Here is a 21957-nt window from a genome sequence, read left to right on the forward strand (position 1 = left end):
CGGGGGCCCGCCCGGCGCGGGGCCGGGCGGGCGGTGTGGCTACGGGCGGCGGTGGCGGCGGCTGGGGCGGCCGGTGAGGCGGTCGGCGATCCATCCGGCGGCGACGACGGCCAGGGCGAGGACGGCGATCACTGCTCGATCACCTCGACCGGGACCTCTACCTCGGCGGCCGGCAGTTCCGGCGCGGTGCGGATGTCCAGTCGCGCGGCCTCGATCGCGTCGAGGGCCAACTCCTGACCGGTGAGCGGCTGCCCCTTGCTCTTGCGGGTGAAGCTCCACCGGAAGTAGGGGCGGCGGTTGGCGCGCATCCGCACGCCGGGGACCTGGTGGACGAGGCCCGTATCCGGGTCGGCGTACTCGGTCGAGTTGGCGGCCGTGAGGGCGTCGAGGACGGCGGCCTCGAACTCCTCGGTCACGAACGTCTCTGTCCGGGCCGGGATGATCCGGTAGTCGAAGTGGTCGGGGTAGGTGTCGCGCACCCACGCGACGAACGCCCCGCGGTCCTCAACCTGGGCGGCGGCGCTGCCGGGCACGCGGGTCACGGCGGCGAACTTCGTCTCGTCGTCGGGGAGCGTGATGTCCGACTTCGTCGAGCGGGTCGCCTCGTACTGCTGGGCGAGCAGGGCGGCGGCCTCGGTGTCGGCGACGGCGAACAGGGCCTCGGCCTCGTCGAGCTGGGCACGCATCGCCTGTCGGCGGCGGAGGACGGCCGCGAGGTACGCGGGGTCGGGTGCCTGGGGCTTCTTGGCGACGGTGGTCACTTCGCACCTCCGGCGGCCTTGATGCGGTCGGCGAACGTGTTGAGCTGCTGCGCGGTGGCCTGCTCGATCGGCACGCCGTAGACGCTCTGGAAATCGGCGTCAACGGTCGCGAGGTGGGCGCGGGACGCGGCGATCCGGAGCCGTTCCTCGGCGGCCTGCGCAGCCTGCTGGGTCCGGTCCTCCTCGGCGACGGGCGCCGGTCCGGCCTGCTGCTGGCGCGGCGGCTGCTGCGCCTTAGCGGCGCGCTGCTTCTCGGCGGCGACGGCGTCGAGCTGGCCGAGGTAGTCGTCCGGAGCGCCGGCCGCGACGGCGGCCGCCCGCACGGCGGCGAACTGATCGGGGCCGGGGGCCTTGCGGGCCTCGGCGAGGTAGTCGCGGCGGGCCTGCTGCTGCTGCGGCTGCTGGGCGGGCTGCTCCCACTGGCCACCCTCGGCGCGGTTGCTGCGCTGCGGCTGCTGCTGGCGCTGGCGGCGCTGCTGCTTGTCGGCCTGGCGGGCCTTGTCCTCCGCGATGTGCGCTTCGGGGACGGGGTGGTGCCGGTCGCCGTCGTCGATGCTGCGGCCGTCGACGGGCAGCATGAACAGGGTGAACAGGAGGTACTTAAGGGCCGCGCTCTGTGCCTTGTTGGTGGCCTTGTCGGCGAAATCGCTCGCCTCGCCGGGCACTTCGGCTATGAGGCAGTCACCCGCAGGGCCGTACACGTGGTACCGCATGGTGATGCGGACGTGCGTCATCTTCTCGCCCCGTCGTTCGGCGACGTGGTCGGCGATGACGGGCAGGATGAACAGGCTGTGCTTCCGCATGGGCCCGGCCATGGCGGACATGACGTCGTCGATGCCGCGGAACTGGTAGTTCTGCTGGGTGTTGCGCTGGTTCTTCCCGACGGGCATCGCGTCGGCCATGACTCCGGCGATGGCGGCGAACACGCGCGGGACCTCGTCGGCGACGCCGGGCGGGGCGGGAACGTACTGGGTGGGTGCGGGGGCGGCGGCGGTGGTCATGCGGCGTATCCGTTCGTGAGGTGCGTGGTCAGGGCGAGGCGTGCGGCGTCGAGCGCGGCGTTCGCGTAGTCGCGGCCGTAGTCCGTGGCGCGGTGGTCGGCGCGCATGTGCTCGTGGCGGTCGGCGGCGTCGGCCAGGTCGCGGAGCAGGGCGTCGGTGGTGTCCTCGTCGCGGAGGTAGGTACCGACGAGGAGTGCGGCGGTGCCGACGGCGAGGGGCGAGGCGGCGGCGATGTCGACGAGGTCGGCGCGGTCGCGGCGGCCGTCGCGGTAGTCGCGGGCCAGGTCGTCGAGGTCGGTCGGGTTGTGCGTGCCCACGGTGGGTCCTTGGCGCGGTTGTCCGGGTGAGGTCCGGGGAGCGATCAGGCGGCGGCGGCGCGGTGGTTGGCGCGATGCTCGGCGCGGTCGAGGATCGCGAGCTGTTGCGGGGTGAGTCGGCCGGCGGCGCGGTCGCGAGCGAGGCGGTCGCGGGCGGCGTCGAGGACGGCGCGGGCGTTCGCGTAGCAGACGGCGCGGTCGCGGGTGCCGGTCATGCTGCGGCGGTGCCGTACACGTCCGTGATGGAGATGTTCACGGCGGCGGCGATGCGGGCGGCGATGGGGAAGCGGGGGGAGGTGCGGCCGGTCCAGACGCGCCATGCGGTCGGGACGGACACCCCGGCGGCCTGGGCGAGCTGGTGGCTGTTCTCGATCCCGGCGGCGTGCGCGGCGGTGATCAGGATGGTGCGGTCGTACATGGGTGCGCAGTCCTTTCCGGTCAGATCTGCTCTGATGCGGATCTGCCTGACCAGAAAGTAGCAGCTTTCTATCTGGAGGGAAAGTTAGGTTCCGTTTTCGTCCTGAGCTGGCACTTTGCAACAGATTCACAGCGGCTTCACTCGTCGTTCACGGCGAGCGCTTATCTCTTCACAAGGCGGGGGAGATGTCCGAACTTGTCCGTAACTTGCCGCACAGGCAAAAGACTTGTCGAGAGAGGTTCTGGCATGGTTCACCCGCTTTGGGTGCAAAAAGGGGGCTGGCCAGGTGGGCGATTATTAGAAAGAACGTTCGAACGCCATCTAGCGCATGGGGGTGGGGAGTGATGGTGTGCAGCGACCGAATATGTCCGCGGTCTGTCAAGGCTGATAGCTCGGCGCTATATTTCACGCATGACAAACAGAAAGCGCGACAGCGCCCATGCGTTCGCCGAGTGGCTTCATACGAGGCTCACCGCCCGCGGCTACGACCTCACAGGCCCGCGCAGCGGCGGCAAGAGCCGATTCGCCGAAGACTCCGGCCTCAGCCCCTCCACCGTCGGTCGCCTCCTGCGCGCCGAACCGGTCACGGACACTGACGTCCTCGCCCGCCTGGCCGCCGCCCTCGGCGTGCCGCTCGGGGAAATCCTCGTCCGCGCCGGCGTCCTCAGCGAAGAGGAACTAGGGGCCGTCCGCGCCCCAGACACCGGACCGCGCCGCATCACACCCGAAGATGCTGCCGCAGAACTCGGCATCACGGACCCACAGGCCCGCCGCCTGTTCATCAACATGACAGAGACGCTGCAACGCACCCCACGCCCCAACGACGGAAGGCGCGGCGCAGACCCACAACCCGGAGCACAACCCAAGTGATCGCACCCTCGCGCCTACTCGTCACAGCGGGACCGCAAACCCTCCTCGCCATCGGGGGCGCCGCCGCCACCCTCGGCATCTTCGGCACACAAGACACCCTGCGCCGCGCTGGCATAGCGCTCCTCATCGTCGCGGCGCCCCTCCTTGTCATCCGTGCCTTCACCCGCATCGAGACCGCCGACGCCGCCCGCCTCGCCGAAGCGCACACCGCCGGATACCGGCAAGCCCTCGATCACGTCGCCCGCGGCCTGCTCGACCAACACAGCGCGCCGACCGGACCAGGCCGGCCGCCGGAGACCGGGCAGGCCACGGGCGACGTGATCGAACTGCGTCGCCCGGACCGACAGCACCCGCGACGGAAGGCACACGGCTAGTGACCCCAGCGGAAGCACCCGCCACCTTTGGCGGCCTGGAACCGTGGCTCGGCTACATCAGAGTCAGCACGTGGCGAGAGGAGAAGATCAGCCCCGATCTACAGAAAACCGCCATCGAGGCGTGGGCGCGGCGCACCGGCCGCCGCATCATCGACTGGATCGAAGACCTCGACGCGACCGGCCGGAACTTTCGGCGCAAGATCATGCGCGGCATCGAGCGGATCGAGGGCCGCGAGGCCGTCGGCATCGCCGTATGGAAATACTCGCGCTTCGGCCGCAATGACGTCGGGATCGCCGTCAACCTCGCCCGCCTGGAGCACGCCGGCGGACAGCTCGAATCTGCGACGGAAGAGATCGACGCCCGCACTGCCGTCGGCAAGTTCAACCGGCGGATCTTGTTCGACCTGGCCGTGTTCGAGAGCGACCGCGCCGGAGAGCAGTGGAAAGAGGCGCACCAGTGGCGCCGGGCCCACGGCATACCGGCCACCGGAGGCAAGCGGCTCGGCTACATCTGGCACCCGCGCCGCATCCCTGACCCGGCCCGGCCCGGACAGTGGACGATCCAAGAGGAGCGGTACGAGGTCGACGAGGCCGCCCGCAAGGACATCGAGACCCTGTTCGAGCGGAAGCTAGGCGCCCGGGGCGACGCCGGATACGGCAGCCTCGCCGGATGGCTCAACAGGCTTGGCTACCGGACCGGCGTCGGCACCATGTGGAAAGCGGACAGCCTCCGCCGGTACATGCTCTCTGGCTTCGCTGCCGGACTCCTCCGCATCCACGACCCTGCCTGTAAGTGCGACTACACGGGCAACGGCGGCACCTGTACCCAGTGGACGTACATCGACGGGGCGCACGAAGCGATCATCACCCCGGAGGCATGGGAGAAGTTCCTCGACCACGTCGAGCAGCGTCGCCGCATGTCGCCGCGGGCCCGGAACCCGGTCTACCCGCTCACCGGATTCGTGCGCTGCGGCTCATGTCGGAGCGACTGCGGGGCCATGTCGGCGAACCGCGCCGGAGGCCGTATCTACGGGTACGCCTACGCGTGCGGGATGTACAACCGCGCCGGCGGCACCGTGTGCGCGTGGGGCGTGTGGGTACAACGCTTCATCGTCGAAGAGGAAGTGTTGACGTGGCTCCGCCGTGAGCACGCGGCCGGCATCGACGCGGCCCCGGCCGCACCGCGCCCCGCCGCCGACCGGGCCGCCGCCGACCGGGACCGCGCCGCCCGGGAACGCTCGCGCCTACAGGCGGAGCGCACCCGCATTGAAACAGGTCTGGCCAACCTCGCCGCGGACCGCGCCCTCAACCCGGACGCGTACCCGGCAGGGGTGTTCGAGCAGGCCCGCGGCCGCCTGCTCGCGCAACAGGCCGACGTCACGGCCGCCCTGGAGCAGGCCGCCGCCGTCGAGGCCGCGCCCGTCCGCGAGGACTTCCGCCCGGTCATCGGCCACCTGCTCGACCTGTGGGACGCCCTCGACGCCCAGGAGAAGAACGCGCTGCTCCGGCAGCTCGTCCGCCGCGTCGTCATCACGCGAGGCGCCCGCGGTATAAGGGGAAAGGAAGGAAGCGGGAAGCACACGGTCACCGTGCACCCGCTGTGGGAGCCGGACCCGTGGGCCGCCGCCGCGGCATAGTCCCCGCTTCTCACGTGGCGTAGCCACCTGTTTTACACGTCTCGACCCTGGACGAAGCACCCGAATTCAGCGGTCAGGCCCTCGACGCACTGCGTCAGCCCCTGGAGTCCGGGCACGTGGTGATCGCCAGGGCTGCCGGAGTCGTCCGACTTCCCGCACGGTTCCTGCTCGTCCTCGCCGCCAACCCCTGTCCCTGCGGGCGGTACGGCTCACCCGGCGGTATGTGCGACTGCACGCCGAGCATGATCCGCCGCTACCAGGGGCGGCTGTCCGGGCCGCTCCTGGACCGGGTCGACCTGCGGGTGGACGTGGAGGCAGTCAGCCGCTCCGAGCTGATCGGCGGCGTCGGCTCCGCCGAGACCACCGCGGTGGTCGCCTCGCGGGTGCGGGAGGCCCGCGAGCGCGCCGCCGCCCGGTACACGGACACGCCGTGGCGGCTCAACAGCCAGGTCCCCGGCCACGAACTGCGCACCCGCTGGGCGGTGGCGCCCGGGGCCCTGCGCTCCGCCGAACGGGACATGGAGCGCGGACTGCTCACCGCGCGGGGGCTCGACAGGGTCCTGCGGGTGGCCTGGACGGTCGCCGACCTCGCCGGCCGCGACCGGCCGGCCGGCGTCGACATGGAGCGCGCCCTGGAGCTGCGCACGGGTGTGCGTCGCGGCATGGCGGTGGCGACGGGAGGCCAGCGATGACGCAGACGCCGCCCGGCATGGACGACGACGCCGGGCCCGACCCGGAGGAGGAGCCGCCCCCGACGCCCGGGGAGCGACTGGCCCGGGCCACCGTGACGCGGATCGCCGACCCCGGCGACGGGCTGGTCGGCACCTGGCTGCGCGAATTCGGCCCCGTCGAGACCGTACGGGCGCTCACCGCCGGAGAAGAGCTGCCCGGCGCGGGGCGGCAGCGGACGGCCGGGTACGCCCTGCGGGCCCGCAGGGCGCAGCCGGAACGGGACCTGGCGGCGGCCAGGGCCACGGGCACCCGCTTCGTGTGCCCCGGGGACCCGGACTGGCCGCGGCAGCTCGACGACCTGGGCACCGAGCGACCCTACGGGCTCTGGGTGCGCGGCGGCGCCTCGCTGAGGATGTGGGCTCTGCGGTCGGTCGCCGTCGTGGGCGCCCGGGCGTGCACCGACTACGGCTCCCACATGGCGGCGTCCCTGGGCGCGGACCTGGCGGAGGCCGGCTGGGTCACCGTCTCCGGGGCCGCCTACGGCATCGACGGCGCCGCACACCGCGGCGCGCTGTCCGTGACGGGCGCGACCGTGGGGGTCGTCGCCTCCGGGGTCGACGTGGCATATCCGCCGGGTCATGCCGAGTTGATCGGACGCATCGCCGAACAGGGCCTGCTCATCGGTGAATTGCCGCCCGGATCGCACCCCACCCGCAGCCGCTTCGTGCTCCGCAACCGCGTGATCGCGGCACTGACCCGGGGCACCGTCGTGATCGAGGCCCAGTACCGCAGCGGCTCCCTGATCACCGCCCGCCGGGCCCGCAAGCTGGGGCGTTTCGTCATGGGTGTGCCCGGCCCCTGCACCTCGTCGCTGTCCCGCGGGGTCCACGAGCTGCTGCGCGCCGACGGGGTCCTGGTCACCGGCGCGGCAGACGTCATCGAACTCGTCGGACGCATCGGCGAGGACCTCGCGCCCGAGCGCCGCGGTCCCGTCCTGCCGCGGGACCTGCTGCCGCCGGCGACCGCCCGGGTGCTGGAGGCCCTGCCCGCCCGAGGCGGGGTCCGCCACGAGGAGCTCGCGGTCGCCGCGGGCGGCACCCCCGACGACACCGTCACCAGGCTTCATGAGCTGCACGCCCTCGGCTTCGTCGAACGCGACGGACCGCGCTGGAAGTTGGCGCACGGCGGTGCGACGGCTCCCACGTCGGGGGGAGGCGGCCAAGCCGACACGCTCTCCCGGTGAACACACCATCAGGTGACAGGACGGTTCTTGACCTGGGATCCCCTGGATGGCGAGGTTATGGGGACGCCCGAACGTCGCCCTGAGCGACGGCCCCGTCACGCTACGCTCAAGGAGGTTCGAGTCCCGCCCGTCCCTCAGGTCAACGCAGAACGGCTCAGATCGACGCATGCACCGGCACACTCCCGGGCACGAAGGCAGCACGGCGGCGACCGCCGTCACCGGAAACCCCCGCCCGCCCGCCCCCACCTCGCTCGACGCGCTGTGGCGGACCTACAAGGCCACGGGGGACGCGCGTCTGCGCGAGCAGCTGATCCTGCACTACTCGCCCCTGGTGAAGTACGTGGCGGGACGCGTGAGCGTCGGCCTGCCCGCAAACGTGGAACAGGCGGACTTCGTCTCCTCCGGGGTCTTCGGGCTCATCGACGCCATCGAGAAGTTCGACCCGGAACGCGCGATCAAGTTCGAGACGTACGCGATCACCCGGATCCGCGGGGCGATGATCGACGAGCTGCGCGCCCTGGACTGGATCCCGCGCTCGGTGCGCCAGAAGGCCCGTGCCGTCGAGCGCGCCTACGCCACCCTCGAGGCCTCCCTGCGGCGCACCCCGAGCGAGTCGGAGGTCGCCGCCGAGATGGGCATCGCCCTGGAGGAGCTGCACGGAGTCTTCAGTCAGCTCTCCCTCGCCAACGTCGTCGCCCTGGAGGAGCTGCTCCACGCGGGCACCGACGGTGGCGACCGGCTCACCCTGGTCGACACCCTGGAGGACACCGGCGCCGACAACCCCGTCGAGGTCGCCGAGGACCGCGAGCTGCGCCGGCTGCTCGCCAGGGCCGTCAACACGCTGCCCGAGCGCGAGAAGACCGTGGTCACCCTCTACTACTACGAGGGGCTCACCCTCGCCGAGATCGGCCAGGTGCTCGGGGTCACCGAGAGCAGGGTCAGCCAGATCCACACCAAATCCGTTCTGCAACTGCGCGCGAAACTGGCCGACGTCGGCCGTTGACGCCGCTTTGCCGACGGGTGCGCCCGGCGGGCACGCCACTTCCGTACAGTGGTGAGGTGCCCAAGATTCGAGCGGCCTCGGTGGCCGAGCACCGGTCGATGCAGCGCGACGCCCTGCTGGACGCCGCCCGCAGTCTGCTCTCCGAGGGCGGGACGGAGGCCCTGACCTTCCCCGCGCTGGCGGAGCGTACCGGGCTGGCCCGGTCCTCCGTCTACGAGTACTTCCGCTCCCGGGCCGCCGTCGTCGAGGAGCTGTGCGCCGTCGACTTCCCCGTCTGGGCGGCCGAGGTCGAGGCGGCCATGGAGGCCGCCCCGTCCGCCGAGGCCAAGATCGAGGCCTACGTCCGCAGCCAGCTCGCGCTCGTCGGTGACCGCAGGCACCGGGCCGTCGTCGCGATCTCCGCGGGTGAACTCGACACGAGCGCCCGCGAGAAGATCCGCGCCGCCCACGGCGGACTGATCGCCATGGTCGTCGAGGCGCTCGCCGCGCTCGGCCACCACGAGCCGAGGCTGACCGCGATGCTGCTCCAGGGCGTCGTCGACTCCGCCGTCCGCCGGATCGAGCTCGGCGCCGCCGAGGAGCCGGCCACCATCGCCGACGCGGCCGTCACCATGGCCCTGCGCGGGGTGCTCGGCTGACCCGGGGGGAGGCCACCACCCCGTCCGCCCCCTCCGGCAGGGGCACCCCGAAGACCGGCAGCAGCCGCGAAGGCCCCCCGCGCAGCATGGCGAGCGGAAGCAGCGACAGCGGGTCGAGGTAGACGTCCCCGCGCAGCAGCCCCCAGTGCAGGCAGCCGTCCCGGCAGTGCCACGGGCCTGCGTCGAGCGCCCCGACCACCTGCCCCGCGCCGACCTCGTCGCCCACCGCGACGGACGCCCGAACCGGCTGGTAGGTGATGCGCAGGCCGCCGTCGAGTTCGATCGCGACCACTCCGCGCCCCGCCACGCGCCCGGCGTACGACACCCTCCCGGGCGCCGCCGCGCGCACCGGTGCGCCGGGTCCCGCGCGCAGGTCCACCCCTCGGTGGCCCCTCGCCCACGGAACCGCCGGCGGATCGAACCCCCGCTCCACGACCGGCCGCCGCCCCCCGTCGCCCGGCGCCACGGGCCAGGCCCGGTCCGGGCCCCCACCGGCCGGGACGACCGGAACAACCGGGACGACCGACATCCGGACGGAGGCCTCCACCGGGCGCGCGAGCCCCCCGAGCCACGTCAGTACCGTCAACACCACCGCCACATATGTCCTCATCCTCCAACGGTGATGCCTCCCGCCACTTCCGGACGATCATGGAGCCGGCCTGTGGACAACCCCGGACGGCCCCCGCCCCCAGGCGCGATGTCGCCCGCCGCTCCGGCGGTCCCGTACACTTTCCATGGCGATCCGGGTCACCGGGTCGACTTCGCACGCCCCGCCACCGCCCTACAGCGAGCGGTGGACGCGCTCCTCGGTCCCTTGTGGCACGGCGCGTTCGGGGCGTCAGGCGCGGCCGCCGTCCGGCGACCGCGAAAACCGAGTACCCCTAGGAGTACGGCCATGGCCGTCGTCACGATGCGGGAGCTGCTGGAAAGCGGCGTCCACTTCGGGCACCAGACCCGCCGCTGGAACCCGAAGATGAAGCGCTTCATCTTCACCGAGCGCAACGGCATCTACATCATCGACCTGCTCCAGTCGCTGTCGTACATCGACCGCGCCTACGAGTTCGTCAAGGAGACCGTCGCGCACGGCGGCACCATCCTCTTCGTCGGTACGAAGAAGCAGGCCCAGGAGGCCATCGCCGAGCAGGCGACCCGCGTCGGCATGCCCTACGTGAACCAGCGCTGGCTGGGCGGCATGCTCACCAACTTCTCGACCGTCTACAAGCGCCTGCAGCGCCTGAAGGAGCTCGAGGAGATCGACTTCGAGGACGTGGCCGCCTCCGGCCTCACCAAGAAGGAGCTCCTGGTCCTCTCCCGTGAGAAGGAGAAGCTGGAGAAGACCCTGGGCGGCATCCGCGAGATGCAGAAGGTGCCGAGCGCCGTCTGGATCGTGGACACCAAGAAGGAGCACATCGCCGTCGGTGAGGCGCGCAAGCTGCGCATCCCGGTCGTCGCGATCCTCGACACCAACTGCGACCCCGACGAGGTCGACTACAAGATCCCGGGCAACGACGACGCGATCCGCTCCGTCACCCTGCTGACCCGTGTGATCGCCGACGCCGTCGCCGAGGGCCTCATCTCCCGCTCCGGTGCCGCCTCCGCCGGTGACAAGGCCGAGGGTGAGCCGCTGGCCGCCTGGGAGCGCGAGCTGCTCGAGGGCGACAAGGCGAAGGCCGAGGAGACCGCTGCCGAGGCCGCTCCGGCCGAGGCCGCCGCTGAGACCGCCGCTGAGACCGCTCCGGCGGAGGCCGCTGTCGAGGCCGAGGCTCCGGCCGCGGCCGAGGCGCCCGCCGCCGACGCCGAGCAGGCCTGAGCCTCAGCCCGCCTTCCGATGCGTGTGAGGACGGCGGGGGCTCCGGCCCCCGCCGTTCGTCCGTAGAACCACCGCTCACCGGATTCACCGACTTCCGAAGAGAGACTGACAGACCATGGCGAACTTCACCGCCGCCGACGTCAAGAAGCTCCGCGAGCTCACCGCCGCGGGCATGATGGACTGCAAGAAGGCGCTCGAGGAGGCCGAGGGCGACCTGGACAAGGCCGTCGAGATCCTCCGCGTCAAGGGCCAGAAGGGCGTCACCAAGCGCGAGGGCCGCTCCGCGTCCAACGGCGCCGTCGTGTCCCTGATCGCCGGTGACAACAGCGAGGGTGTCCTCGTCGAGCTCAAGTGCGAGACCGACTTCGTCGCCAAGGGCGACAAGTTCATCGCCGCCGCCGACGCGATCGCCGCCCACGTCGCCGCCAGCAAGCCGGCCGACCTGGAGGCGCTGCTCGCCTCCGAGATCAAGGACGGCCAGACCGTCCAGGCCTACGTCGACGAGGCCAACGCCACCCTCGGCGAGAAGATCGTCCTGGACCGCTTCGCGCAGTTCACCGACGGCTACGTCGCCTCCTACCTGCACCGCACCAGCCCGGACCTGCCCCCGCAGGTCGGTGTCCTGGTCGAGCTGGACAAGGAGAACGCCCAGGTCGCCAAGGACGTCGCGCAGCACATCGCCGCCTTCGCCCCCACCTTCCTGTCCCGCGAGGAGGTGCCGGCCGAGACCGTCGAGAACGAGCGTCGCGTCGCCGAGGCCACCGCCCGCGAGGAGGGCAAGCCCGAGGCCGCCCTGACGAAGATCGTCGAGGGTCGCGTCAACGGCTTCTTCAAGGAGAACGTCGTCCTCGAGCAGGCCTTCGCCAAGGACAACAAGAAGTCCGTCCAGAAGGTGCTCGACGAGGCCGGCGTCTCGCTGAAGCGCTTCGCCCGCTTCCGCGTCGGCGTCTGAGCGACCAGTCGCGCAAGCGTTTGACCGACGGCCCCGCTAGGGTCGTACGCAGCCGGCCGCTCACCGGCAGGCCGCAGTTGTGACGAGGAGGCCATTGCCCGCAGGGAACCATCACGGACCCTCGGCAATGGCCTTCTTCGTACGTGCACGAGGAGATCTCCATGGAACAGGACGCCGACAAGGCACCCACCGCCGCCGGCACGCACAAGGGCCGGTACCTGCTCAAGCTCTCCGGCGAGGCCTTCGCCGGCGGAGGGGGGCTCGGAGTCGACCCCGACGTCGTGCACACGATGGCCCGCGAGATCGCCGCGGTCGTCCGCGACGGTTACGAGATCGCCGTCGTCATCGGCGGCGGCAACTTCTTCCGCGGCGCCCAGCTCCAGCAGCGGGGCATGGACCGGGCCCGGTCCGACTACATGGGCATGCTCGGCACGGTCATGAACTGCCTCGCCCTCCAGGACTTCCTGGAGAAGGAGGGCATCCAGTCGCGGGTGCAGACGGCGATCACCATGGGCCAGGTCGCCGAGCCCTACATCCCGCTGCGCGCCGTGCGCCACCTGGAGAAGGGCCGTGTGGTGATCTTCGGCGCCGGTATGGGCATGCCGTACTTCTCCACCGACACCACCGCCGCGCAGCGCGCCCTGGAGATCCACGCCGAGGCGCTGCTGATGGGCAAGAACGGAGTCGACGGCGTCTACGACGCCGACCCCCGCTCGAACCCTGACGCGGTGATGTTCGACGCCCTGGAGTACTCCGACGTCATCGCCCGCGACCTGCGCGTCGCGGACCTGACGGCGATCACGCTGTGCCAGGACAACAAGCTCCCGATCCTCGTCTTCGAGCTGCTCGCGGAGGGCAACATCGCGCGGGCCGTGAAGGGTGAGAAGATCGGCACGCTCGTCAACGACACGGGCGCCCGCTGACGGACGCCGCCGGCCGCCACCCGGCCGGCGATCCGCCCGGAACGGGGATGGACAAGACGCTGCCGGTCGGACACCGTGCAGGAAAGACGCGCGCAAGGGCCGAGGCTCTGCCTTCTGAATACCAGGAGCACATGGTGATTGAAGAGACCCTCCTCGAAGCCGAGGAGAAGATGGAGAAGGCCGTCGTGGTCGCCAAGGAGGACTTCGCCGCGATCCGCACCGGTCGTGCCCACCCGGCGATGTTCAACAAGATCGTGGCGGACTACTACGGCGCCGCGACCCCGATCAACCAGCTCGCCTCCTTCGCGGTGCCCGAGGCGCGGATGGCCGTCATCACCCCGTTCGACAACTCGGCGCTGCGCAACATCGAGCAGGCGATCCGGGACTCGGACCTGGGTGTCAACCCGACCAACGACGGCCGTATCATCCGGGTGGTCTTCCCGCAGCTCACCGAGGAGCGGCGCAAGGAGTACATCAAGGTCGCCCGCGGCAAGGCGGAGGACGCGCGGATCTCGATCCGCAGCGTGCGCCGCAAGGCCAAGGAGACCCTCGACAAGCTCGTCAAGGACGGCGAGACGGGCGAGGACGAGGTGCGCCGCGCGGAGAAGGAACTCGACGACACGACCCACAAGTACGTGGCGCAGGTCGACGAGCTGCTCAAGCACAAGGAAGCCGAGCTGCTGGAGGTCTGATCCGGCGCACCGCCGGATACGCTCCTCGGCCCGGCACGCCCGCGGCTGAGCCACCCATCCAACCGACCATCCATCCGACCGACCCGGACCGGACGAAAACGCGAGGCGAAACTCCGTGAACGACTCTTCTTGGGGGCCCTCGCCACATACCGGTTCCTGGGGAGGCGAGGATGAGGTGGGCACCCGGATGGGCGGCCCCTTGTTCCGCGACGACGCCCCCGAACCGGAACGGCACTCCGCCCGGCCCGACCGTTCCACGCCCCAGCCCTCGGCGGCGGGTGGGAACGGCGGCCGGGCGAAGAAGAGCGCGGGGCGCAATCTGCGCGCCGCGATAGGGGTCGGCGTCGGGCTCGGCGTCGTCATCATCGCCTCGCTCTTCATCGTCAAGGCCGTCTTCGTGGGCGTCGTCGCCGCGGCGGTCGTGGTGGGCCTGTGGGAGCTCACCTCGCGCCTTGCCGAGCGCAAGGAGATCAGGGCTCCGCTGGTGCCGCTCGCCGTCGGCGGCGCCGCCATGGTCGTCGCGGGCTATGTGCGCGGCGCCGAGGGCGCGTGGGTGGCGATGGCGCTCACCACACTCGCCGTCCTGGTGTGGCGGATGACGGAGCCACCGGAGAACTACCTCCGCGACGTGACGGCGGGGGTCTTCGCCGCGTTCTATGTGCCGTTCCTGGCCACGTTCGTGGTGATGATGCTCGCGGCGGGCGACGGCCCCTGGCGGGTGTTCGTCTTCCTGCTCCTCACGGTGATCAGCGACACCGGTGCCTACGCCGTCGGCTGGCGCTTCGGCACGCACAAGCTCGCTCCCCGCATCAGCCCCGGCAAGACCCGTGAGGGCCTGGCCGGCGCGATCAGCTTCGCCATGGTCGCGGGCGCTCTGTCCATGGAGTTCCTGATCGACGACGGCCGGTGGTGGCAGGGGCTGCTGCTGGGCCTCGCCGTGGCCGTCAGCGCCACCCTGGGCGACCTGGGCGAGTCCATGATCAAGCGGGACCTCGGCATCAAGGACATGGGCAAGCTGCTGCCCGGCCACGGCGGCATCATGGACCGCCTCGACTCGTTGCTGCCGACCGCTCCGGTGGTGTGGCTGCTGCTCGTCGTCTTCGTCGGCTCGGGCTGATTCTTCCGGGCCGCCCCGCGTTCAGCCCGGTAGCGGTCCCGTCGCCACGGGCCGGGCGGGATCGGCGCTCCACTCGCTCCACGAGCCGACGTACAGGGCGGCGTCGATCCCGGCGACGGCGAGAGCCAGCACCTGCTGTGCCGCCGAGACCCCCGACCCGCAGTAGACACCGACCCTGCCGCCGCCCTCGGTGACCCCCAGGGCGGCGAACCGGCGGGCCAGTTCGCGGGTGGGACGGAAGGTGCCGTCGGCGGTGACGTTCCCCGCGGTGGGAGCCGACACGGCGCCGGGGATGTGGCCGCCCACCGGATCCAGCGGCTCGACCTCCCCCCGGTAGCGCTCGGCCGCCCGCGCGTCGAGCAGCACGCCCGTACGGGCCAGCGCCGCCGCGTCGTCGGCGCTCAGCACCGGCAGCGAGTCCGGCGCGGCCTCGAAGTCGCCGGGCTCCGGTGCCGCGCCCCGGGTGGTCAGTTCGCCTCCGGTGGCCGTCCAGGCGGGGAGTCCGCCGTCCAGCACCCGTACCTCCCCGTGCCCGGCCCAGCGCAGGATCCACCAGGCCCGTGCCGCGGCCCAGCCCTGGCCGCCGTCGTGGACGACCACCCGGCTGTCCCGGCGCACCCCGGCGCGCCGCATCGCGTCTTCGAACACCGTGGTGTCCGGCAGCGGGTGCCGGCCGGCAGGGCCCGGCGGTCCCGCGAGGTCCGCCTCCAGGTCGACGTAGACGGCGCCCGCGATGTGGCCCGCCTCGTAGGCCTCACGCCCCGACGGCCCGCCGCGCTCGTACCGGACGTCGAGGATCACGGGCGCGGCGCCCTGGTGCAGGTCGGCGGCGAGCTCCTGTGCGCTGATGATCGTGTCCACCGGTCCATCCTGGCGCAGCCCCGCCGGGCCGGGAAGCCCGGGGCTGAGGCCACCGTCGCGGCCACTGGGCGGGAGCACGGTGGGCCGCCTCCCTGACCTGCGCCGTCGCGGCCCGGCGTGACGGCCGTCGCAGGGTGCGGCGGGCCGCGACGCTGGAAGGCGATCCGTCTGCCGCTTACACTCGAACATGTGTACGAGCTTCCTCCGGATCCGCAGCGCCTGCGGGTGATACGCCTCTATCTGCAGATGCAGATCGCCGCAGTCGACGCCAAGATCCAGGAGGCGGAGTCCGGTTCCGCTCCCGTCGCGGCGGGGGCTGCGGAGGCCGGAGGCGGCGCTCCGCAGCGGGCCAGGGGGGTTGGCGGCGCCCGCACTCCCGCCCGCGCCTGGCGGCTGCAGAGCGTGCCCGATCCGGGCGGCGGCTCGGGCCGGGGTGTCCTCCATCGCGACGACTGCCGGGTTCCCGGGGGCGGACGGCTGAACCGGCAGGAGTTCGAGGTGGCCCTCGGCATGCCGGACGTCACGTCGTGCGGGGTCTGCCGTCCGGAAGCGGAGCCGGCCTCCTGAGGTCCGGCGGCACGTCCTGAGGACCCGCGTGCGATGGTCCGTCAGGTCGCCGACTGTGCTGGGGGAGTGTCAACTCGCCCCCGTCTTCGGGCACGTTCGCGGAAGCGGCGGGGAGGAGCGGGGGTGCGCCGGGTGGAGGGGACCGAAGTGGTGGGCGAGGGCCCAGCGGGCGACGCGGGCCCCCGCGAGGCAGCCCTCGGTGTCCGCCGTGCGGGTGTGGATGCCGGCCCAGACGCGCGCGTCGATCATGTCCTGGTTGAACCGAACGGCGTCGTCGTAGTGGCGTGTGGTGCCTGTGGCGTCGGAGGCGAAGGTGAGATCGAGGCGGGTCGTGCCGAAGAGTCCCGCCAGGGTCTGGGCCACCGCGCCGGCGACCGCGGCGTGCCCGCTGATGTGGTCGGGGTGCGGTGGTGTCACGAGCAGCGGCTGCCACTGCGGATCCGGCTCGGTCGCCGGGTTGCCGTCGGCGCCGGAGAGCCGGACGGCGGTGATCGGCCGCTAGGAACCGTAGTGGAGCTTGGCGTCCCACGCCGTGATGACGGCGTCGGTCGCCGTGGCGTTCGCCGCGGCGAACAGCCGTGCCGTGTCGGCGATGTCGAGACCGTGGCGGGCGCTGTGGTCGCGGTAGGCGGCCTGGAGCTGGACGGCCAGGTTGCCCCCGAAGAACAGGGCGGTCTCGGTCTGCCGCGCGGTGCGGAGCGAACCCGTCAACGCGCCCATGGTCCGCACCTCGTTCACGTCCCGGGCGTAGCGGGCGGAGGCCAGGGCGGGCGGCGGGCCGGGACGGAATCGGGAGGGGGAGGCGAGCAGCAGCGGGCGCAGCCGGGCGAGCCAGGTGTCGATGAAGGGCAGGTTCCCCGGCGGGGTGGGCCGCCAGACGCCGGGAGCCGGCGGAAGGGTGAAGTCCACGGTCGCGAACCGGCCGTCCCCTTCCCGCAGCCGGCTGACGTGCTCGGCGGCGCGCGCTCCGAAGGCCACGCCCTGCCGTTCGGCGTCGCCGTCGGGGATCCTCGCCAGGGAGCCCGTGTACGCCGCGTCGAGCAGCGCCCGGGAGGCGGGGAAGTCGGAGAGCAGGACGTCGTGCGCGGCGGTCACGGCCGCCGCTTCAGGCGACGCGCCGGCGGGTCCGCGGGCGTGCCACTTGTAGGGCGCCCAGCGCCCCTCGATGCCGACCACGGCGTTGTAGACGGCGACCGAGACGAACCCGTGCCAGACGACCGCCTGTCCGGAGGGACGGGTCGCGCCGAGGTTGGTGCCGATGACGTCCGTGGCGATGGCGTTCCACTCACGGACGGCGGCCGGATCCGCCGCCGGCCGATGATCCCTGCCGGCGGCCCGCGCCGGGACGAGGGCGGCGGCCGAGAGCGCGGTGACGGCGAGGGCCACGGGCACGACCGTGCCGGTGAGCCGTCCGTACCACCGCGACAGCCGCCAGGAGGACGGAGCGGTCCTGTCCGCAGGACTCATGGGGAGACTCCTCGTCGACGTCGGGCCCGAGCCGGACCGGAGGGAATTCCCGCCCGGTTCGGGCCACATCGACGTTGTTCCTACCCATGGTCGGGCTGGGCCGCCTCCCGGTTGCCCGGGTGAGCGGCCGGTTCCCGCCGTCCGCCGCACAGGCGGTACCCGTTCCGGGACGACGGTCCCTCGTACGACCGGCCAGTCCGGTGCCCGCCATCCGGCGGGCGGCCGCTGCGACGGGCCGTCGACGGGCGGGTCAGGGGATGGCGATCGGGGGCGGCGGCTGGAGGGGCCCCTGCAGCGGGTTCCAGACACCGCAGACCGGCAGGGCGCCGGCGGTGTTGCAGCGGTTCTCCGCCATGTCGCCGCGGAAGGTGACGACCTTCACCGACAGCTCCGCCGTCGAGGAGGCGCTCACGCTCGCGCCGCACACCCCGGTGACGGGGTATCCGGGGAGCCCGCTGAGGTCCTGCCAGGTGTACGTGCCGCCGCCCACCGGGGTGGTGTCGCGCTGCCCCACGAACGTCCGGCCGCGGACCACGGCGACGGAGTAGTCGCGGTTGCTCGCATTGGCCACGCCCGCCGAGTCGATGTCGCACCCCGAGAGCCTGCCGGGGCCGGGGAAGGGGGCCACGAAGGGCCCGCGGCCGGGGCCGAGGAGCGGAGCGGCGGGGTCGAGGACGGGACCGGCACCGGTCTCGACGATGGGGCTGGTACCGGGGCCCAGGAGAGGTCCGCGACCGGGGTCGAGGAGCGGGCCGGAACCGAGGAGGGGGCCCGAACCGAGGAGAGGCCCGGAACCGAGCAGCGGGCCGAGGCCGAGCCCCGGACCGCTACCGAGCCCGGGACCGCTACCGAGTCCGGGGTCGGTGCCGAGGTATCCGTCGGGGTACGGGTAGTCGTCGTACGGATCGGGCCACGGGAAGTCCGACGTCGATGCCGAGGGCGTGTTCGTACCGTCCGTGCCCACGGCCTGAGCCGTCGTCAGGGAGCCCGCGGATATCGCGGTGGCGATCAGGGCCGCCGGCACCACCGTGCGCGCGAGTCGTCCGAACCGTCGAAGGGACCGCCCGCAGGGCGGCGGGGTCCTGTCTGCAGGACGCATGGAGACACTCCTCGTCGATCTCTGGCCGGCACCGAGCCGGAGGGCTTCCGGCAGGGCTGGGGCCCCTGTGGACGGGATCCGTACCCGCGCCCACCGGCGTCCGGCGCCAAGGTCATCCCAGTGGCGCAGCCCGTTCCCTCCCACCGGGCCGCACTCACCCGATCGACGCCCCGCGCCTCGACAGACCCTGACCCCCCGTGAGCCGTACACCGCTGGCCAACGTTCGCGGGGAGCGAGTGGTGCGCGGGCTCAAGGTGCAGGCAGGACACCGCTCATGACATACGGGTAGAAAACGGAAGAGGCCCGGACCGCCGGGCCTCGAGCGGCGAAGAGGTGGCTGAGGTGGCGGAAGCCTCCACGGACGAGTCGGCCGACGAGAAGTCCGTCGAAGAAGGGGATACCGGCAGGAGCTGAAACGCACTCTGGGCTCCTTCCAGGTCTTCGCGATCTCGTTCGCGTTCGTCTCCGTGGCCGTCGGCATCTTCTCCACCTACGGCGACGTGCTGCAGAACGCGGGCCCCGTCGGCATCCGGCTGTGGATCCTCGTCGCGGTCGGGCAGTCCCTGGTGGCCCTGATGGTCGCGCAGCTCGCGGGGCGCATCGCCCTCAGCGGCTCCTCGTACCAGTGGGCCTCGCGGCTCGCCGACCCGAAGGCCGGCTGTGGGCTCGGCTGGCTGACGTTCTGCTACCTGGCGATCGCCGTGGTCGCCATCGACAACACCCTCGCGAGCCAGGCCTTCATCCGCTCGCCGGCATGCGGCCGGGCGAGGACACGGCGCGCGTCATCACGCTCGTGGTGCTCTTGGTCCAGGCCGTGCTCGCCGTGGCCTCGACCCGTCTCGTCAGCCTGATCAACACCGCGGCGGTCGGCCTGGAGCTCGCGCTCGTCGTGATCATGGCGGTCGCCCTCGTCACGAGATTTCCGGTGTGTCGGCCGGCCCCGAGCGTTCCTGGCAGGCGCCCGGACACATGCAGCTCGATGGCGTGGACGCCAGGATCCAGCTGTTTCCGCTGCTCGCAGCCGACCCCCTCGCAGCGTGGACCGCGACCGTCTGGGCCGTCTGTGGGCCGTGCAAGGTCGGCCAGGGCTGACGGAAGGCACCTGAGAGTGACGGGAGCCTCACCCATCTGACCTGGGCGGGCTTATTTGATCTGCGACACTGGGTGAACCATGCCTGCACCCGGAGAACTCACATTCGTCGCGCCGCGCGGAGCCAAGAGGCCGCCGCGGCACCTTGCCGATCTTTCGCCCGAGGAGCGCCGGGAGGCGGTCGCGGAGCTGGGGGAGAAGCCGTTCCGCGCCAAGCAGCTGTCGCAGCACTACTTCGCGCGGTACGCCGATGACCCCGCCGCCTGGACGGACATCCCGGCGGCGGCGCGGGGGAAGCTCGCCGAGGGGCTGCTGCCGGACCTGATGTCCGTGGTGAGGCACAGCAGCACCGACAACGACACCACCCGCAAGACGCTGTGGCGGCTGTTCGACGGGACGCTGGTCGAGTCGGTGCTGATGCGCTACCCGGACCGCGTGACGATGTGCATCAGCTCGCAGGCGGGCTGCGGCATGAACTGCCCGTTCTGCGCCACCGGCCAGGCCGGTCTGGACCGGAACCTGTCGACCGGGGAGATCGTGCACCAGATCGTGGCGGGCATGCGCTCGCTGCGGGACGGGGAGATCCCGGGCGGACCGGCGCGGCTGTCGAACATCGTGTTCATGGGCATGGGCGAGCCGCTCGCGAACTACAAGCGCGTCATCGGCGCCATCCGCCGGCTCACCGACCCGGAGCCGGACGGGCTGGGGCTGTCCCAGCGCGGCATCACGGTGTCGACGGTGGGCCTGGTCCCGGCGATGCTGCGCTTCGCCGACGAGGGCTTCAAGTGCCGGCTCGCGGTGTCGCTGCACGCGCCCGACGACGAACTGCGCGACACCCTGGTGCCGGTGAACACCCGCTGGAAGGTGCGCGAGGTGCTGGACGCCGCGTGGCACTATGCGGACGTGTCCGGGCGCCGGGTCTCGATCGAGTACGCGCTGATCCGGGACATCAACGACCAGGGATGGCGGGCCGACCTGCTGGGCCGGCTGCTCAAGGGCCGCCGCGTGCACGTCAACCTGATCCCGCTCAACCCGACCCCCGGCTCGAAGTGGACGGCCTCGCGGCCCGAGGACGAGCGGGCGTTCGTGGCGGCGCTGGAGGCGCACGGCGTCCCGGTGACCGTCCGGGACACCCGGGGGCAGGAGATCGACGGCGCCTGCGGTCAGCTGGCGGCTTCCGAGCGCTGACCAGCGCTTGCTAAGGTGACGGACGTTTGCGGCCGTTCGCCGCGACGTCACGCACATCACACAAAAGAACATCCGACAGGGGAGCGCGGAAAGCGCTGAGAGTGCGGCACGGCCGCAGACCCTCGGACCTGATCCGGGTCATACCGGCGTAGGGAGTCACCACATGAGCACCACTCGTCGGCGTGCGGCCGGCACCGTACTGGCCGTCGCGATCGGCGCGACCGCGCTCGCCGCATGCGGCAGTGACGGCGGGGACGCCGCCAAGGGCGGCACCCCCTCCAAGACCGTCACCCTGGTCAGCCACGACTCCTTCGCCGCGTCGAAGGACGTGCTGAAGGCGTTCACGAAGCAGACCGGCTACACCGTCAAGGTGCTGCGCGGCGGCGACGCCGGCGCCGCCGTCAACCAGGCCGTGCTGTCCAAGGGCAACCCGCAGGGCGACGTCTTCTTCGGCGTCGACAACACCCTGCTGTCCCGGGCCCTCGACAACGACCTGTTCGAGCCGTACGAGGCCAAGGACCTCGACAAGGTGCCCGCCGCGCTGCAGCCGGACGCCGCGAAGCACCGCGTCACCCCGATCGACTTCGGCGACGTCTGCGTCAACTACGACCGGAAGTACTTCACCGAGCACAACCTCCCGGTGCCGGAGAGCCTCGACGACCTCGTCAAGCCCGCGTACAGGGACCTGCTGGTCACCGAGAACGCCGCCACCTCGTCCCCGGGGCTCGCCTTCCTCCTCGCCACCACCGCGAAGTACGGCGACGCGGGCTGGGAGGAGTACTGGAAGAAGCTCAAGGCGAACGGCGTCCAGGTCGTCGACGGCTGGGAGCAGGCGTACTACGACAACTTCTCCGGCGCCGGTGGCGGCAAGGGCGACAGGCCGCTGGTCGTCTCGTACGCCTCCAGCCCGCCCGCCGAGGTGCTCGGGCTGAAGACGCAGCCCGAACAGGGGCCGACCGGTGTCGCGACCGGCACCTGCTTCCGGCAGGTGGAGTTCGCCGGCCTGCTGAAGGGCGCGAAGAACCCCGAGGGCGGCAAGGCGCTCGTCGACTTCCTGCTGAGCCGCGCCTTCCAGGAGGACATGCCGCTCAACATGTTCGTCAACCCCGTCCGTGACGACGCGAAGCTGCCCGAGGTCTTCACCAAGTACGCGCCGGTCGTCGCCGACCCGGCCACCGTCGCCCCGGAGAAGATCGCCGAGAACCGGGAGCAGTGGGTCAAGTCGTGGTCCTCGCTCGTGCTGAAGTAACGAAGACC

Annotated in this window: 25 protein-coding genes, 1 pseudogene and 1 riboswitch; of the genes and pseudogenes, 15 read left to right on the forward strand and 11 right to left on the reverse strand. The window is 71.9% G+C overall.

The genetic code is table 11. From position 1 onward, the window contains the following. Positions 1-128: 128 nt before the first annotated feature. Genes B085_RS0126885 through B085_RS0126905 form a run of 5 tightly spaced genes read right to left on the reverse strand, consistent with a single transcriptional unit; the run spans position 129 to position 2497 of the window. On the reverse strand, positions 129-761 hold the full coding sequence (locus B085_RS0126885; RefSeq protein WP_018561711.1) for a hypothetical protein: 633 nt from the start codon (positions 759-761) through the stop codon (positions 129-131). Further along, positions 758-1762, reverse strand: a complete 1005-nt coding sequence (locus B085_RS43870; protein WP_018561712.1) for an ERF family protein — start codon at positions 1760-1762, stop codon at positions 758-760. Before B085_RS43870 ends, B085_RS0126885 begins: the two co-directional genes overlap by 4 nt. Further along, entirely contained in the window at positions 1759-2079 is a 321-nt protein-coding gene (locus tag B085_RS0126895; protein WP_018561713.1) for a hypothetical protein, read from the reverse strand. The genes B085_RS43870 and B085_RS0126895 overlap by 4 nt, the downstream gene beginning before the upstream one ends. Before the next feature lie 44 nt (positions 2080-2123). Further along, a complete protein-coding gene (locus tag B085_RS49580; RefSeq protein ID WP_018561714.1) occupies positions 2124-2294 on the reverse strand; it encodes a hypothetical protein in 171 nt (56 codons plus the stop codon). Then, complete coding sequence (locus tag B085_RS0126905; RefSeq protein ID WP_018561715.1) at positions 2291-2497, reverse strand: helix-turn-helix transcriptional regulator; 207 nt, start codon at positions 2495-2497, stop codon at positions 2291-2293. The genes B085_RS49580 and B085_RS0126905 overlap by 4 nt, the downstream gene beginning before the upstream one ends. A gap of 411 nt (positions 2498-2908) precedes the next feature. Between B085_RS0126905 and B085_RS47400 the strand changes: the two genes are divergently transcribed. Beyond that, on the forward strand, positions 2909-3367 hold the full coding sequence (locus B085_RS47400; protein WP_018561716.1) for a helix-turn-helix domain-containing protein: 459 nt from the start codon (positions 2909-2911) through the stop codon (positions 3365-3367). Between the two features lie 14 nt (positions 3368-3381). On the opposite strand, the gene B085_RS49585 is transcribed toward B085_RS47400, so the two are convergent. Continuing rightward, the gene (locus B085_RS49585; RefSeq protein WP_158689835.1) at positions 3382-3630 is read right to left on the reverse strand and encodes a hypothetical protein; all 249 of its coding nucleotides are present in this window, start codon (positions 3628-3630) and stop codon (positions 3382-3384) included. 110 nt (positions 3631-3740) lie between these two features. Between B085_RS49585 and B085_RS0126920 the strand changes: the two genes are divergently transcribed. The 5 genes and pseudogenes from B085_RS0126920 (at position 3741) to B085_RS0126945 (ending at position 8934) form a co-directional block, all read left to right on the forward strand. Then, positions 3741-5378: a recombinase family protein gene (locus B085_RS0126920; RefSeq protein WP_018561718.1), complete on the forward strand. Its 1638-nt coding sequence runs from the start codon at positions 3741-3743 to the stop codon at positions 5376-5378. 47 nt (positions 5379-5425) lie between these two features. Next, positions 5426-6070, forward strand: a pseudogene (locus B085_RS43885) (ATP-binding protein); the annotation flags it as partial. After that, complete coding sequence (gene dprA / locus B085_RS0126935) at positions 6067-7293, forward strand: DNA-processing protein DprA (protein WP_018561720.1); 1227 nt, start codon at positions 6067-6069, stop codon at positions 7291-7293. The pseudogene B085_RS43885 and the gene dprA, both read left to right, overlap by 4 nt. 166 nt (positions 7294-7459) lie before the next feature. Next, positions 7460-8296 carry an RNA polymerase sigma factor WhiG gene (gene whiG, locus B085_RS0126940; protein ID WP_018561721.1) on the forward strand — a complete coding sequence of 279 codons (837 nt, stop codon included), beginning with the start codon at positions 7460-7462 and terminating at the stop codon, positions 8294-8296. 80 nt (positions 8297-8376) lie between these two features. Then, positions 8377-8934, forward strand: a complete 558-nt coding sequence (locus tag B085_RS0126945; protein ID WP_018561722.1) for a TetR/AcrR family transcriptional regulator — start codon at positions 8377-8379, stop codon at positions 8932-8934. Here B085_RS0126945 and B085_RS0126950 read toward each other — a convergent pair. Continuing rightward, positions 8903-9544, reverse strand: coding sequence for a murein hydrolase activator EnvC family protein (locus B085_RS0126950; protein ID WP_078620077.1), 642 nt, complete (start codon positions 9542-9544; stop codon positions 8903-8905). The genes B085_RS0126945 and B085_RS0126950 overlap by 32 nt on opposite strands. 285 nt (positions 9545-9829) lie before the next feature. Here B085_RS0126950 and rpsB point away from each other — a divergent pair, with 285 nt between their 5' ends. The 5 genes from rpsB (at position 9830) to B085_RS0126975 (ending at position 14428) form a co-directional block, all read left to right on the forward strand. Beyond that, complete coding sequence (gene rpsB / locus B085_RS0126955) at positions 9830-10744, forward strand: 30S ribosomal protein S2 (protein WP_018561724.1); 915 nt, start codon at positions 9830-9832, stop codon at positions 10742-10744. 115 nt (positions 10745-10859) lie between these two features. Continuing rightward, positions 10860-11696: a translation elongation factor Ts gene (tsf, locus tag B085_RS0126960; protein ID WP_018561725.1), complete on the forward strand. Its 837-nt coding sequence runs from the start codon at positions 10860-10862 to the stop codon at positions 11694-11696. 161 nt (positions 11697-11857) lie between these two features. Then, positions 11858-12619 carry a UMP kinase gene (gene pyrH, locus B085_RS0126965; RefSeq protein WP_026251480.1) on the forward strand — a complete coding sequence of 254 codons (762 nt, stop codon included), beginning with the start codon at positions 11858-11860 and terminating at the stop codon, positions 12617-12619. Positions 12620-12753: 134 nt separating this feature from the next. Then, complete coding sequence (gene frr, locus B085_RS0126970; protein ID WP_026251481.1) at positions 12754-13311, forward strand: ribosome recycling factor; 558 nt, start codon at positions 12754-12756, stop codon at positions 13309-13311. Between the two features lie 115 nt (positions 13312-13426). Further along, positions 13427-14428 (forward strand): phosphatidate cytidylyltransferase, encoded by a 1002-nt coding sequence (locus B085_RS0126975; protein WP_078620078.1) that lies wholly within the window; start codon positions 13427-13429, stop codon positions 14426-14428. A gap of 21 nt (positions 14429-14449) precedes the next feature. Here B085_RS0126975 and B085_RS0126980 read toward each other — a convergent pair whose 3' ends face one another. Next, positions 14450-15289 (reverse strand): sulfurtransferase, encoded by an 840-nt coding sequence (locus B085_RS0126980; protein WP_018561729.1) that lies wholly within the window; start codon positions 15287-15289, stop codon positions 14450-14452. Positions 15290-15478: 189 nt separating this feature from the next. Between B085_RS0126980 and B085_RS0126985 the strand changes: the two genes are divergently transcribed. After that, complete coding sequence (locus tag B085_RS0126985; protein ID WP_018561730.1) at positions 15479-15856, forward strand: DUF6233 domain-containing protein; 378 nt, start codon at positions 15479-15481, stop codon at positions 15854-15856. 69 nt (positions 15857-15925) lie between these two features. Here the strand turns inward: B085_RS0126985 and B085_RS51040 are convergent, their stop codons facing one another. The 3 genes from B085_RS51040 to B085_RS45905 form a co-directional block, all read right to left on the reverse strand. Beyond that, positions 15926-16273, reverse strand: coding sequence for a hypothetical protein (locus B085_RS51040; RefSeq protein ID WP_018561731.1), 348 nt, complete (start codon positions 16271-16273; stop codon positions 15926-15928). Positions 16274-16354: 81 nt separating this feature from the next. Beyond that, positions 16355-17323, reverse strand: coding sequence for a hypothetical protein (locus tag B085_RS43890; RefSeq protein ID WP_018561732.1), 969 nt, complete (start codon positions 17321-17323; stop codon positions 16355-16357). A gap of 250 nt (positions 17324-17573) precedes the next feature. Further along, the gene (locus B085_RS45905) at positions 17574-18422 is read right to left on the reverse strand and encodes a hypothetical protein (RefSeq protein WP_158689836.1); all 849 of its coding nucleotides are present in this window, start codon (positions 18420-18422) and stop codon (positions 17574-17576) included. Between the two features lie 467 nt (positions 18423-18889). Between B085_RS45905 and B085_RS43900 the strand changes: the two genes are divergently transcribed. The 3 genes from B085_RS43900 to B085_RS0127015 all read left to right on the forward strand — a co-directional run bounded on the left by B085_RS43900 (position 18890) and on the right by B085_RS0127015 (position 21949). After that, positions 18890-19273 carry a hypothetical protein gene (locus tag B085_RS43900; protein ID WP_026251482.1) on the forward strand — a complete coding sequence of 128 codons (384 nt, stop codon included), beginning with the start codon at positions 18890-18892 and terminating at the stop codon, positions 19271-19273. A gap of 320 nt (positions 19274-19593) precedes the next feature. Beyond that, a complete protein-coding gene (rlmN, locus tag B085_RS0127010; RefSeq protein WP_018561735.1) occupies positions 19594-20700 on the forward strand; it encodes a 23S rRNA (adenine(2503)-C(2))-methyltransferase RlmN in 1107 nt (368 codons plus the stop codon). A 67-nt stretch (positions 20701-20767) separates the two neighbouring features. Continuing rightward, positions 20768-20872: riboswitch (TPP riboswitch) on the forward strand. Further along, positions 20864-21949 (forward strand): thiamine ABC transporter substrate-binding protein, encoded by a 1086-nt coding sequence (locus B085_RS0127015; RefSeq protein WP_018561736.1) that lies wholly within the window; start codon positions 20864-20866, stop codon positions 21947-21949. It overlaps the preceding riboswitch by 9 nt. Positions 21950-21957: the final 8 nt, after the last annotated feature.

The organism is Streptomyces sp. BoleA5 (assembly GCF_000373665.1).
GTDB lineage: Bacteria > Actinomycetota > Actinomycetes > Streptomycetales > Streptomycetaceae > Actinacidiphila.